The following is a 14,175-nucleotide window of genomic DNA, read 5'->3' as shown; positions in this document are numbered from 1 at the left end:
TAGCATCAACCACTTACCTGATTTAAAAAACAGAAGGAGGCTATTTGTTAATGAGAATGACTGCAGCAAGCAAGCGAACGTGGTCCATCATTATGATTTTTTCTTTGATTATCTCCATGCTAGGCATTCCGCCATCGGCGGCCAATGCCAATAGCGCACCAAGCCAGGTCACGTTGGTCGGGACTTTGCAGTCCGAGCTTGGTCATAACACGGATTGGGATCCGACAGCAGCCGCAACCACCATGAATGATATGGGGAACGGCGAATACAGGTTTACCGGCCACTTGCCTGCGGGATCTTACGAATACAAGATCGCCATTGACGGGGATTGGACGGCGAGTTATGGATTCGCTAATTACTCCAATACCAGCGGTGCCAACAAGGACGGCAATATTCTAATCGATCTAAGCCAGGACGCCCAAGTCACCTTTTATTACAATCATGGAACCCACCGGATCGCAGATTCTACATACTACGCGCCGATGGAAGCGAATAAGCTTCCAAGAGTCATAGGAAGCTTCCAATCAGGCATCGGCGAAGCGGCCGACTGGTCGCCGGCGGATGCACGACTGATCATGCAGGATTCCGATTATGACAATGTGTATACGGTCACAGCCGATGTGTATGGCGGTGATCACGAATACCAGATTGCCTTAGGGGGTGACGCGGCTAGCCCAGTGTATCCGGCTAACAGAGAGGCGCTTCAACTGCCCCAGGATGTTAAGGTAACGTTCAGTTACAATGCTGTCAATCATCAGGTTGCTGCCGATTTTACAGTGCCTGTAGATCCGGGAATTCCGGTTCCCGCAAACCACCTGCGTGTCCATTATAATCGGGCTGACGCGAATTACGGCAGCACAGGGCTGTGGGTATTCGACGACGTTGCGGCTCCTTCGGCCAACTGGCCAAACGGGGCAACGCCATTCCCGAATGGGCAGCTGGACAGCTATGGCGCGTTCGTCGACATTCCGCTGAAGGATGCGGCACAGAAGGTGGGCATCGTCGTTGTTGACCGCGTCAGCGGCAATAAAGACGGCGGAGACAAGAAATTCGCGCTGGCTTCACCGGACATGAAGGAAGTATGGCTTAAGGAAGGCTCCGATACGGTGTACAGCTTTGAACCGGTGGATCTTCCAGCAGATACGGTACGTGTTCACTATGCAAGACAGGATCAGAACTACCAACCGTTTGGTCTATGGTTATGGGGAGATGTAGCGGCGCCATCGAATGACTGGCCGACCGGCGCAACGATGTTCCCTGCGGGTCAAACGGACCGCTATGGCGCTTATGTGGATATCCCGATGAAATCGGGAGCTCAGAAGATGAATTTCCTGGTCCTTGATCCATCCAAGGGAGATGCGGGCAAGGAAGCTGGTGACAAAGGCTTCACTTTGGTAGACCGGTACCAGCACCTGTTTATTAAAGAGGGAGATAACACGGTGTACACATCGCCATATGGTGAAGTGCCTACCGGATTAGTCTCGGCTGAGGTGCTGGCACCCGGGAAGCTCCAGCTTGGTTTTACGATGACCGAAGGTCTGGAAGCGGAGACCCTGAAGAATGAGCTCCAAATCAAGGACAAAGACGGGGGTAGCGTTAACATCCAGAACGTGGAGATTACCGGTAACACCACGATTGAAGTTATGGCGTTATTCCAGCTGGATCAGATTCCCTTGAAGGTAAGCTACGCGGGTAAAACCATATCGGCCTCCACAGGCTGGAGAATGCTGGATGAAATGTATGCTTACGATGGGAATGATCTTGGGGCAACCTACCAGGCTGGCGGGGCCGAGCTCAAGCTGTGGGCACCGACGGCAACCACGGTTACCGCAAACGTATACGACAAGGATGATGCTGCGCAGTTTATTGGCAACGTCGCTTTGCAAAAAGGCGATAAAGGCGTCTGGTCTGTCCAGGTGAAGCCTGGGGACCTTGGCATTCAGGACTTCAGAGGATACTTCTATCAATACGAGGTGAGCCATAACGGCGTAACGAAAAATGTGCTTGATCCATACGCTAAATCCATGGCGCAATTCAGAGTGAATACGAAGGGCGAAGTTGGGCCTGACGGCGATACCGTCGGCAAAGCGGCCATCGTTGACTTAAGCCAGACGAATCCGGCCGGGTTTGATTTCGCGGATATTCCGGGTTATGAGCAGCGGGAAGACGCCATCATCTGGGAGATCCATGTTCGGGATTTTACCTCAGATCCAACCATCGAGAATGACCTGCATAACGCTACTTGGGGGTCGTACGATGCTTTCAAAACCAAGCTCGAATATATTAAGTCACTGGGCGTGACTCATGTCCAGCTGCTGCCTGTGATGGCTTGGTATTACGGGGACGAAGCTGCCATGAAGAATAGAGAACTGGACTATTCGGCAAAAGACAACGAGTATAACTGGGGGTATGATCCGCACAGTTACTTCTCGCCTGACGGTGCATACTCCGAGGATCCTGCGGATCCGGAGCTTCGAATCAAAGAGCTGAAGGCGATGATTGACGCCATTCATGAGGCGGATATGGGCGTCGTTCTCGACGTGGTGTACACCCATATGGCCAAGGCTGAATTTTTAAACGATATCGTGCCTAACTATTATGCCTTCCAGGATGCTAACGGCAATTTCATTGGGGGCTTCGGCAACAACCTGGCAACGAACCACAAAATGGCGGAGAAGCTGATGGTAGACTCCGTGAAATACTGGTTCGAGGAGTACAAGATCGACGGCATGCGCTGGGATATGATGGGCGACGCCACGTATGACGCGGTACAGAACGCATACGATGCCGCAGCTGCCATTAATCCGAAGGCGTTGTTTATCGGTGAAGGCTGGATAACCTTCGGTGGACATCTGTCTGATCCTTCCCTGGCGGGTAAGGGCGCAGACCAGAATTGGATGGACAAAACGAATGACGTCGGCGTATTCTCCGATGAATTCCGCAACGAATTGAAATCCGGCTTCGGTAACGAAGGCGAGCCTAGATTCATTACAGGCGGCGCGCGCGATATCCAAACGATTTTTAACAATATCAAGGCGCAGCCAAGCAATACCAAGCAGGACGATCCGGGCGACATGGTTCAATACATTGAAGCCCATGACAATCTGCCGTTATACGATATTATTGCACAGTCCATCAAGAAGGACCCTTCGGTGGCAGCTCATGATCTGGAGATTCATAAACGGATACGTCTTGGGAACCTGCTTACTCTGACTTCCCAAGGGACGTCTTTCCTCCATGCCGGGCAGGAATACGGCCGTACGAAACAGTGGAAAGCCCCGGGCGTTCCGGAACAGAAGTATCATGAATTGGTTGATGAGACAGGCAAGGGATTCGGATATTTCATTCATGACTCATATGACTCTTCCGATGCCATCAACATGTTTGATTGGGAGAAGGCGACTAATGAAGTCAAATACCCGGAGAATAACAAGACACGCGAGTACACTACCGGATTGATTGAGTTAAGAAAATCGTCCGATGCTTTCCGTTTGGGCGACAAGTCTGCAGTGGATTCAAATGTGACGCTTTTGCAGATCCCTGAAGTGAAAGCCCAGGATCTGGTTATAGCCTACAAAAACAAAGCGACGGACGGAACAGGCAGCTACTATGTGTTTGTTAATGCCGATAACCAGTCGAGATCGCTGACGCTGAGCGAGGACCTGACTTCCGGCACGGTGCTTGTGGATAATGACGAGGCAGGCACGGTTGGCGTCAAGGCGAGATCTGGCTTTGCATTAACAGCTGGCTCGATCACGCTTGAGCCTCTCACGGCTGTTGTCATTAAGACGGACGCCAAGAGCGGGGGCGGCAACGGCAGCAATCCCGGTTCCGGAAGCGGAAGCGGCAACGGCAATGGAGGAACAAGCGGCAGCCCGTCTACCGATCCGGGAACGAAGCCGGATAAGGGGCAGCGCGTGATCTCCGAAGAGTCACTGCGAGGCGGGCAAGAGAACGTAACGATTCAGCTTGGAGCAGAGGATAACGAGATTCTCCTGCCGCTGACAGCAGGAGAAATTCTCGGTTCGAAGCCGCTGGAGCTGAAGAGAGACGGCCTGGTTGTCCAGCTTCCGTCAGCACTGCTCAAAGCGCTGCGGCAGCTTGTGCCAGCGGATCAAGCCAAGGATGCGATGATTTCCTTCAAGCTGGAAGAGGTTGCATCTCAGACCGCTGCCTCACTCATAGCTAAAGCCGCTGCTTTCGGGAAGGCTGAGCTGAAGCAGGGCAGCAAGATGTATGATTTTAACCTTTCCGTGAAGACCAAAGACGGCAAGGAATATGTACAGGAGAAGTTCACCGCACCCGTACGGCTTAGTTTCGCAGTTGACAGTGGCATACAGGGCAGCTGGGCTGGAATCTACCAAATCTCAGACCAAGGCCGATTGTCTTATGCAGGCGGCAAGCTCGTGAATGGGCTGCTGACGGCAGAGGTGAGCCATTTCAGCACATATGCCGTACTGGAGTACAACAAATCATTTACCGATCTGGTTGGCCATTGGGCGGAGCAGGCGGTAAAAGCGCTTGCAGCAAAACAGGTGGTGCAAGGCACCAGTGATACAAAATTCAGCCCGAATCAGCAGCTGACACGGGCTCAGTTTGCCGAGATGCTCGCTTCGGCCCTGAACCTTGAAGATGCTCAAGGTACGATCTTCACTGATGTGAGCAGCGATGCCTGGTATGCGTCCGCTGTTGCGACAGCTCATCAGCATGGGCTGGTGAAAGGCAGAAGCCAAGACACCTTCGCACCGAATGCGGCTGTCACCCGAGAGGAGCTGGCTGTCATGCTCTTCCGTGCCTACCAGTTGAAGGGGAACGCTACCGCCGTGGAAGCTCCGAAGCTGAAGGATCAGTCGCAGATATCGGCATGGGCAGCCCAAGAGGTGAATCAGGCCTTGTCCCTTGGATTGATGAAGGGTCATACGAACGGAACATTCGCACCCAAGGCGATTGCCACCCGTGCTGAAAGCGCACAGGCCATGCTGAATCTATTGAATCAAATGAAGTAATACCATGCGATACGAGAAGGAGAGCCCTGGATGATTCCAGCGGCTCTTTTTTGTTTGCATATGAAAATATTGACACTAAGATAACAATTCCAACATTTTCCGTTTACAATTCGCTCCTATAATAGCAATCAAGCAGGGTTACTGCTTACCATGAACGATAGGAGTTTGGGGGGATGAGCCAGGTACGCTCTCATAAATAGAATAGCAGAGTTCCGGGCAGCAGGGTGAAACAGTCCTAAACCAATAGAATGTTAAAAGAGAAGGGTGACAAGAGCCAATGTCAATGAAGAAAGCATTCGTAGTATCCATGGTAGCCGCAGTGGTTGGTACTTCTGTTGTTAGCGCCGTATCGGCCGCACCGGCTGTAAAGCCTGCTGCAGCTGCAGCCCAGGTGCAAAATTCCTCGTTCACCATCAATGGCAGCACGGTTGTGGTTCGTTCCATGGTGAAGAAAGGCGAGACGCTTGTATCGCTGCGCGATGTGATCAAGGCAACCGGCGCGCAAGCAGAAGTACATAGCGGCACTACGACAATAACGCTGAACGGACATACCGTTGTACTGAAAGCCAATTCGACTCAGATGATGGTAGATGGAGTGAAATCCACGCTGGCCCAGCCTGTCACAAATGTTAGTGGCACAAGCTATGTTGCATTACGTCCACTGGTATCAGGGCTTGGCGGAACCATTGCCCGCAGAGCAGGCGTGCTTGAGATCAGCACGGTACCACTTCTGGAAGGCGCAGAGAACCCTCGTTTTGCCGGAGCGGGCAAACTGATCGTTTCCAAGAGCGATGAGAATGGCAGAACGGATTACCTGGTTGATACAACAAGCGGTAAGTTCGAGCTGCTGCTGACAACAAGCGGCGGGTCCGATCTGGTGGTGGCGCCCAGCGGCAATCAAGCAGCCTACACGGACGCAGAAGGTGCGGTATATGTGCTGGATCTGAATAGCAAAGCTTCCCGTCAGATCACGAACGATAACAGCATTAAACCGGAGCTCGTGTGGTCGGCTGACGGCAGTGCTATCTATTTTCTGCAAGGGGATAAAGGCACCGTGATCGCCAAGCTGAGTCTGGCCGACGGTTCCATCGCGAAATTGGTGGAGGACAAGGTGGACTATAAGGAAAATCTGAGCGTTTCCGCCGACGGCAAGAAATTCATTTACACTGTGACCACACTCGGTACGGTAACCTCCGATACCACGAATATCGATGAAGACAATGTGTCCATTGATTTCTCATCCAATCAGCAGCAAATCTTTTCGTTTAACATCGACGGATCGAAACCGGAAGCTGTGAAGCTGACTACGACCTCGGATGATAAAGTGTTTGTACTGTCCACGGATGGACTGAAAGCATACTACGTTAGCGTCCCGTCCACAGATGATCAAGCCACACTGTTGTCGGTGGATGCTTCTCAGAAGGCAGCCAACGTGTTTGCCGATTACGATGTGGAGCAAGCGATTCTGTCCGGTGGAGTACTATATGTGCTGGCTGCCCAAGACGACAGCAACAGCGTGATCTATTCCATTGATACGGCGACGGGCAAACAAACCAAGCTGTACACGGTATCTGCTGACGTATCCGCCATCACCGTAGCCGGATCGCAAATCGCCATCATCGAGAACGGCCGGGTTTTGGTGAATGCAGGCGACAGCTGGAGAGCGGTTACGAAGTAATGTTTTCAATCAAGAATAGACCATCTTTTTCCAATTCGAGAGGAGTTTATATAACATGAAAAAATGGATGAAATCCCTGACAGCGGTGATGGTGGCCGTGTCTCTGATCGGCGGCGCTTCGTCTGCTGTAGAAGCCAAAAGCAACCTGAAAGGCAATATTGTCATCAACGGTTCCTCCGCATTGCTGCCGTTTACGCTTCAAGCCGCGAGTGAATTCAAGAAAGAGAATCCGAAAGTGAAAATCTCGGCTTCCGCAGCAGGCTCGATCACGGGTCCTCAATCGGTTCGTAAAGGCATTGCCGACATCGGCGCAGTGGATTGGGACGCATCCAAGAACGTCCCTGGATTTAATAAATTCGATGGCTTGGTAGCAAACCCCGTTGCGGTAACAGTGTTCACAGCCGTTGCGAATCCGAATGTGGGCGTAAACAGCCTGACGACCAAGCAGCTTCAGGACATCTTCTCCGGCAAAGTGACAAACTGGAAGGAAGTTGGCGGCTCGGATGCCAAAATCGTAGTCGTTAACCGTAAGTTCGGTTCCGGCACCCGCGTTAACTTCCAGCAAAAAGCGCTGGATGGCAAAGAGTTTATGAACAAAGGTGATAACTACAAAGAGGTTGGCTCCAGTGGCGATATGAAAACCACGATTGAGACAACGCCGAATGCCATCGGTTATATCGACCTTCCTTACGTCACCAGCAAGATGAAGGCATTGTCGATCAACGGTGTGGCGCCAACAGAGAAAAACGTGCTTAACGGAAGCTACAAAGTGTGGGGCATCGGCTATTACATGACCAAAGGCCAGCCGACTGGCGCAACGAAAGCTTTCATCGAATACATCCAAAGCAGCAAGTTCCAGAACGGTTCCCTCAAAAAGCTGAAATTCATTCCGCTTTCCGCCGTTAAATAAGCGTGCTTTGAACGTTATTCATACGCGTATTCCATAAGGAAAGGGTTAGCCAGCTTCAGCGCACGGACGCCAAGCTGGCTTCTCTATGTGAAAGGAAGAGCCCCACATGATCGATATGAACCCGTCCACGAACAGCAAGGCCCCGGCCGAGCTGGGTCAAAGCTTTGGCAAGACTTCCGGCTCCAAGTTTGACCGGAAGGCGCGTCTTCGCTGGTCCAACCAACTTTTTCGCATGATCTGTATCGGCAGCGCCTTGTTTGTATGCCTGGTCCTGTTATGCATATTGGTCCTTATGCTCCGTACAGGCGTCCTGACCTTCTCGAACGTCTCGCTGACGGAATTTTTCTTCTCCACCAATTGGGACCCGGAGAATGAGCACTATGGAGCGCTTACCTTTATTCTCGGAACGCTGGCGCTAACCAGCCTGACAATGCTGATATCGATTCCGATTTCTGTCATCATCGCTGTATTCCTGGCCGAAATGACGCCGAAGTGGCTTCGCAATCTGCTGCGCCCCGTGCTGGATCTGCTCGTAGGAATTCCTTCGGTGGTGTACGGTTTTTTGGGATTAACCCTGCTCATTCCTTGGCTTCGCAACCTCAGCGGACATGATCTGGCTGACGGTCTGCTTGCGGCTTCCATCGTTCTGACGATCATGGTACTTCCAACGATCAGCCGGATCAGTGACGACGCCATCTCTGCCGTGCCCAATAAATATCGCGACGCGGCTTACGCGCTTGGTGCGAACCGGTTCCAGACCGTGTTCCGGGTCGTGCTGCCAGCGGCCAGAAGCGGCATCATGTATGCCGTAATTCTGGGCATGGCCCGTGCGATCGGCGAAACCATGGCCGTAGTCATGGTCATCGGCAACACGGCCCAGCTGCCAAACAGTCTGTTTACCCCGACAGCCGTGCTGACAAGTAACATCGTCATGCAGATTTCAAGCGTGGAATTCGATTCCACCTGGAATTATGGCTTGTACATGATGGGTTTCATTCTGCTCGCCATCTCGCTGCTGATGATCGTAGCGGTTAGAATACTTCAGAAAAAAGGGGGGCGCTACTCATGAGTGTGAAGAAGCCGGCTCATCCTACTCTGGCCTATTCCTTTGGCAAACGCAGAGGGGCCTCCGTCCTTCTGGATCGACTGTTTACGGGACTCGTATGGGGTACCGGCATCATCGTGATTTTATTTATTGTCGGGTTATTGTTTCTGCTGCTTGAAAAAGGGCTGCCACAGCTGAGCTGGAACTTCCTGTACGGGCTGCCAAGCGAGATTGAAGAGGGCGGCGGCATCGGACCGGCACTGTTTAACTCATTCTATGTGCTCATCATCTCCCTCATTGTCTCCATCCCGATCGGCATAGCAGCCGGTATTTATTTGGCGGAATTTGCCCCGAACAATAAACTGATTGAGGTGGTCCGCATATGCGTGGAGGGACTGTCATCCGTTCCGTCGATCATCTTCGGATTGTTTGGCATTGCGCTGTTCGTGGAATTCTTCGAGATCGGTCTTACGATTCTAGGTGCGGCTATTAGTTTAGCTTTCCTGAATCTGCCCGTACTTACAAGAGTGACCGAAGAATCGATCCGGGCGGTTCCGGTTGAGCTTCGCAATGCGTCCTTTGCGCTCGGCTCCACCCATCTGCAGACGATCCGCCGTGTGCTGCTGCCGGTGGCTATGAACGGTATCATGACGGGCATCTGCCTGACAGCAGGCCGGGCGTTCGGCGAGAGTGCCGTCATTATTTTGACCGCCGGGGTATCCACCTCCGGGGAAATGTGGGATTTCAATCTGTTATCGCCGGGTGGAACCCTTGCCGTACATCTGTGGTATGTCCAATCCGAGGCCATTGTGCCGGATGCCCAGGAGATTGCCCAGAAGACCACGGCGGTGCTGATCATTGTTGCATTGCTCATTAATATCGTATTCCGTGTGCCGCTGTGGCTGAATGAACGTAAAAATAAAGCCTGATGGGGTCAAGCCGATCTGGATAACACGTCAAAAACAACACCGGGAGGACATGTCATGCAGCCTTTCATTGAAATGAACAAACTGAACTTGTATTATGGCGAGTTCCATGCCCTTAAGGATGTTTCGGTTCAGATTCCGGAGCGTGCGATTACCGCCTTTATCGGACCGTCCGGGTGCGGCAAGTCCACGCTGCTGCGGACCCTTAATCGGATGAATGACCGGATTCCGGGTGCACGGGTTGAAGGCAGGGTAGCCATTGGCGGAATCGATATTTATTCCGGGGAGGTGCATGTGGAATCCCTCCGCAAAAAAATCGGAATGGTATTCCAGCAGCCGAACCCGTTCCCGAAATCGATCTACGATAATGTCGCTTTTGGACCCAAGCAGCACGGAATTCGCGGCAAGAAGAAGCTGGACGAACTCGTTGAACAAAGCCTTCGTTCTGCCGTGCTGTGGGATGAGGTGAAGGACGACTTGAGGCGTCCTGCGCTCAGTTTGTCGGGAGGACAGCAGCAGCGGCTCTGTATTGCCCGGGCGCTCGCGGTAGAGCCCGATATTCTGCTGATGGATGAAGCGACCTCGGCGCTGGACCCCATCTCGACCTTCAAGATCGAGGAGTTGACCCATGAGCTGAAGGATCGCTATACCATCGTCATGGTTACGCACAATATGCAGCAGGCGGCGCGCGTATCGCAGCAGACGGTGTTCTTCCTGAACGGCGAGGTTATCGAGCACGACGCTACCCGGCAGCTGTTCGCCAATCCCGTTGACTCGCGTACACAGGATTACATCAGCGGTCGGTTCGGCTGATGCATCAAAAGGGGGTGTCCCAGCAGATCTTGGATCTGGCGGGACACCCCCTTGTTTCTGTTAGGGGATACTGCGTGCGCACGAATCCTCGGCACGCGTGTTGTTGGTACCGCGTGCGGCTATCGTTGGCTCGCCTGATGATGGGAACGCGCGTGCCTATCGTCGGCTTGCTTGATGATGTCATCAAGCTCGCAAATTCTCTGCTCACTTGATAATGACAGCGAGCTCGCACTAATCCCCGGTCCGCTCGATGATTTCGCCACGTTCGCCTATCCTCAGCTCGCTTGCATAATGACAACGGGTTCAGCTATTCTCAGCTCTTTTGATAGTGCACCGATCCTCGGCTTGCTTGATGATGGCAACGTGCGTGCACCATCCTTGACTCGCCTGATGATGTCACCGCATTCCCCTTTCCTCAGCTCGCTTGGTGAGTAACACACACACACACACATACCCACCATCTGCCTGTTTGCTTGGCAATGGCCGGATCTAACGGACCGAGGGTACGCTATTATCAATCATCCGCATAATTTCGTGGTTTATCGGACACCACAGCCGTTATTTAGCAAAAAAACCGTGCGTAACCGTAATTAAAGGCAAAATAAGGTCCCTACGGTCCGTTATAATTTGAAAAGTACTATTTTTGCGGTAATAGCGTACTCAGGGTCCGTAAGCCGCATAGACGGGCATCCGTCAAGAGAAGTTCTAGTTACCATGTTTGGTAGAGTTCAAGCGCCATAGCAACTCCTGCTTTCCACATTGGTGTTCAATAGTCACAGACTCGTTGAATGGGCATAGATTTGCCCCACGTTGGTGTTCAATAGTTAGTTACAGATTCATTGATTAGTCACAAGATTTGCTATCCACTCTTGGCGCTCAATAGCCACAGACTCGTTGATACGCATAGATTTTCTCCAGATTGCTGCTCAAAAGTTACAGATTCATTTGTCATAACATTTACTTTCCACTCTTGCGCTCAATAGTCACAGACTCGTTGAACAGCATAGATTTGCTCCACGTTGGCGCTCAATTGTTACAGATTCATTTGGTTAGTCATAACATTTACTTTCCACTCTCGGCTTTCAATAGTCACAGACTCGTTGAATGGGCATAGATTTGCCCCACGTTGGTGTTCAATAGTTAGTTACGGATTCATTGATTAGTCACAAGATTTGCTATCCACTCTTGCGCTCAATAGCCACAGATTCGATGGATTATCTTAGGTTTTTCCCCTTCCTCACCGCAGATTCCCCTTCTACCTAAGGGACTAGACAGCCCAGAGACGGCCGAGTCATTTTTATGACCCAGCCGCCTCTGGGCTGACAACGTATTCCGTGACCTTATACGATGCCTGGAGCTGTCTCGAGTCGGATGATTTGTTTCATCAGCTTTTTTAGCATGACGGACGCCTTGACCTGAAGAGGGAGGCTATCCGAGACATGAAGCCGGTAAGCACCCTGAAGAATCGCGTGCTTCAGCTCGGCAACAGTTTCACAGGGCATATCCAGCTCGTTGTAGACACTTCCATACTGCAGGCATTGATGAGTATCGCTGCCCGCCGTCACCGGCTTGCCGAGTTTGGCGGCAAAACGCTGGACCTGATCCTGATTGGCCTCACAGCCGTATTGGTACATGTCCTTGGCATTGAGATCAAAGGCATCCAGACGCTGGAGCTGGCTGTGGTCCAAATGATGGAGTGGCGTGCTCTCCCGGAACGGATGGGCTCCGATTTTGAGCAGTGGCAGGGCTTCGGCCAGATCCATCAGATCATCAAAGGGAATAAAAGCGCCCTTCTCCGTATAATCGTTCAACTGGTGGCGGGTTTCCAGAATGAACTCCTTCCGTCCGATGAGCAGAATGTGGCCGGTCTCCCGAATGTCGACTTCCATGCCGGGGAATATTTTTAAACCGCCTGCATCATAATACTCGCCATTGTAAGGAAACATCCGGTCCAGCTGCTGGTACACCTCGTCGAAGTTGCGTGTGTTAAAATGCTCGGTGAGCGCGAGTGCATGCAGCCCGTTATCCATGGCTTCGCGGACCATCTCTTCATAGTAGGTCTGTGAGAAGTCTGATGCCTTGGACAATTTGGCATGGGTGTGCAGATCAATCTTCATATTCAAACACTCCTTATAAAATCTGTATTAGAGTTAGCCGACCCAGAACAGCAGAGCCGTATATCCGGCGGTACCGGATAGGAAGAGCATATCCTGCGACGTTAGTTTCAGATGGGACAGCTTCAGCTTCTTCGCTGCCGGATTCTTCATGCCATAAGAAAAACCGCGGGTTTCCAGCGCTTCCACCGTCGTGCGGGAACGCTTGGCCGTGGCCAGCATTAATGGGAAGAAGGATAGCACCAGCAGCTTCAAATAATAGACGCCGAGCCGCCAGTAGAGAAAGCCGGGTTGATCCGGCGCTTTACCCCGCAGTCGGTAGGAGAGCAGCACATGGCGGAACTCCTCGAACAGTACCGGCAGAATCCGGTAGCCGTAAGACAGACTGAACGAGAAAGCGGCCGGCATGCCGAGCGCCAACAGACCGTCGCTGATTTTTTCAGGATCCATTCCGGAGAAAACCGTGATGCTGGCCAGCGACACGACCGATAGCTTGAGCGTCAGCTTCAGCAGCGGCAAGGCCGAGCTGATGTCCCCGCCAAAAAAGAGAGACAGGATAAACAGCCAGCCGACTTGCCCGATCAAGCCCAGACAGAGGACTAAAATAATAAACGGCGTTACCCGCGACAGGATCGTGGTGACCACCATCATGAGAAACAATCCGGCCAGCACGGTCATACTGGAGATAAACCATGGCGCGATGGCAAAAAACAGATACCAGATCAGCATCCCGCGCGGATCGAGCCGAGATAGCGTGGCATGACCGCTCCCATAGGCGGTATTCATCAGCTCAAGCTGAATGCGTTCGATGGTAATTTTGTTAAACCAGCTGCGGACGAGCTGCATCGTGTCTTCCCTCCTGTTCTGTCATCATCGCGTATACATGCTGTGCCAACCCAGTGGGAGAGCTGTACGGCGGGTTGATGCCGAGCCTTGCGGATAAATCCATCATCTGAGTAGGCGCTAGCCCGGCTCGATGGATTAAGGCAGGATCAGCAAAAATGTCGGCAGCCGAGCCATCCCCAGCGACCATGCCATGATGCAGCACGATCACTCGGGTTGCCCATTGGTGGACCAACTGCATGTCATGCGTGGCGATGATGACCGTACGGACCTGCTGCTCCAGCTCCTTCAGCGTGCCCAGCAGCTCTTCACGGGTGGCTAAATCCAGATTGGCGGTAGGCTCATCCAGCAGAATAAGATGAGGCATCATCGCCGAGCCTATCGCCAGCGATACACGCCGCTGCTGCCCTCCACTGAGAAGCCGGGCATCTCGTTCCCTGAAGGGCTCGAGGCGGAAGTGGGCCAGCATTCGATTGGCCCTGTCTTCCGCTTCCGGGTAGTGGCGGCTCGTCAAGCCGTAGGCAACTTCCTTATACACGCTATCCTCAATGAACATATCCTCCGGATTCTGAAAGACATAAGCCACCTTTGAGGAGATCTGTTCCATCGACGATAACGCTGTGCTTTGTCCCATAATTTCCACAGAGCCGCTTGAAGGCTTGGCGATTCCGGCGATCAGCTTCAGAAGGGACGATTTGCCTGCACCATTGTTGCCTACAAGAGCGATCCGTTCGCCTTCGTGCAAGCTCAAATCGATGCCTCGCAGCACTTCATGATCTACTTTGCGGATCGTGCGGTACCTTAGAGCGGCCTGATTCAACTGCACAACCGTGCTGTGCT

General features: G+C 52.3%; 9 protein-coding genes. 6 read left to right on the top strand and 3 right to left on the bottom strand.

Translation table 11 applies throughout. The features are described from left to right. Window positions 1-50 precede the first annotated feature (50 nt). From PGL02S_RS24075 to pstB, 6 genes are all read left to right on the top strand, one after another. Entirely contained in the window at window positions 51-5,006 is a 4,956-nt protein-coding gene (locus tag PGL02S_RS24075; RefSeq protein WP_036636425.1) for a pullulanase, read from the top strand. A 283-nt stretch (window positions 5,007-5,289) separates the two neighbouring features. Then, complete coding sequence (locus PGL02S_RS24070; protein ID WP_228029897.1) at window positions 5,290-6,684, top strand: stalk domain-containing protein; 1,395 nt, start codon at window positions 5,290-5,292, stop codon at window positions 6,682-6,684. Between the two features lie 55 nt (window positions 6,685-6,739). After that, a complete protein-coding gene (locus PGL02S_RS24065) occupies window positions 6,740-7,594 on the top strand; it encodes a phosphate ABC transporter substrate-binding protein (protein WP_036636428.1) in 855 nt (284 codons plus the stop codon). A gap of 106 nt (window positions 7,595-7,700) precedes the next feature. Continuing rightward, window positions 7,701-8,663: a phosphate ABC transporter permease subunit PstC gene (gene pstC, locus PGL02S_RS24060; RefSeq protein ID WP_006207717.1), complete on the top strand. Its 963-nt coding sequence runs from the start codon at window positions 7,701-7,703 to the stop codon at window positions 8,661-8,663. Further along, window positions 8,660-9,568: a phosphate ABC transporter permease PstA gene (pstA, locus tag PGL02S_RS24055; protein ID WP_006207718.1), complete on the top strand. Its 909-nt coding sequence runs from the start codon at window positions 8,660-8,662 to the stop codon at window positions 9,566-9,568. The genes pstC and pstA overlap by 4 nt, the downstream gene beginning before the upstream one ends. A gap of 54 nt (window positions 9,569-9,622) precedes the next feature. Continuing rightward, window positions 9,623-10,378: a phosphate ABC transporter ATP-binding protein PstB gene (gene pstB / locus PGL02S_RS24050; RefSeq protein ID WP_036636430.1), complete on the top strand. Its 756-nt coding sequence runs from the start codon at window positions 9,623-9,625 to the stop codon at window positions 10,376-10,378. Between the two features lie 1,340 nt (window positions 10,379-11,718). On the opposite strand, the gene PGL02S_RS24045 is transcribed toward pstB, so the two are convergent. From PGL02S_RS24045 to PGL02S_RS24035, 3 genes are all read right to left on the bottom strand, one after another. After that, on the bottom strand, window positions 11,719-12,495 hold the full coding sequence (locus PGL02S_RS24045; RefSeq protein WP_036636433.1) for a PHP domain-containing protein: 777 nt from the start codon (window positions 12,493-12,495) through the stop codon (window positions 11,719-11,721). 33 nt (window positions 12,496-12,528) lie between these two features. After that, entirely contained in the window at window positions 12,529-13,338 is an 810-nt protein-coding gene (locus PGL02S_RS24040; protein WP_036636435.1) for an energy-coupling factor transporter transmembrane component T family protein, read from the bottom strand. After that, on the bottom strand, window positions 13,313-14,175 hold an 863-nt coding region (locus PGL02S_RS24035), incomplete at its 5' end, for an energy-coupling factor ABC transporter ATP-binding protein (RefSeq protein ID WP_164762890.1). The genes PGL02S_RS24040 and PGL02S_RS24035, both read right to left, overlap by 26 nt.

Source organism: Paenibacillus glucanolyticus NBRC 15330 (assembly GCF_004000885.1).
Classification (GTDB): domain Bacteria; phylum Bacillota; class Bacilli; order Paenibacillales; family Paenibacillaceae; genus Paenibacillus_AQ; species Paenibacillus_AQ glucanolyticus.
This window is presented reverse-complemented; position numbering and strand designations above follow the sequence as displayed.

Coding starts and splice junctions, on each gene's coding strand:
- PGL02S_RS24045 (WP_036636433.1), bottom strand. CDS start 12,495: ATGAAGATTGATCTGCACACCCATGCCAAATTGTCCAAGGCATCAGAC.
- pstB (WP_036636430.1), top strand. CDS start 9,623: ATGCAGCCTTTCATTGAAATGAACAAACTGAACTTGTATTATGGCGAG.
- PGL02S_RS24070 (WP_228029897.1), top strand. CDS start 5,290: ATGAAGAAAGCATTCGTAGTATCCATGGTAGCCGCAGTGGTTGGTACT.
- PGL02S_RS24075 (WP_036636425.1), top strand. CDS start 51: ATGAGAATGACTGCAGCAAGCAAGCGAACGTGGTCCATCATTATGATT.
- PGL02S_RS24065 (WP_036636428.1), top strand. CDS start 6,740: ATGAAAAAATGGATGAAATCCCTGACAGCGGTGATGGTGGCCGTGTCT.
- PGL02S_RS24040 (WP_036636435.1), bottom strand. CDS start 13,338: ATGCAGCTCGTCCGCAGCTGGTTTAACAAAATTACCATCGAACGCATT.
- pstA (WP_006207718.1), top strand. CDS start 8,660: ATGAGTGTGAAGAAGCCGGCTCATCCTACTCTGGCCTATTCCTTTGGC.
- pstC (WP_006207717.1), top strand. CDS start 7,701: ATGATCGATATGAACCCGTCCACGAACAGCAAGGCCCCGGCCGAGCTG.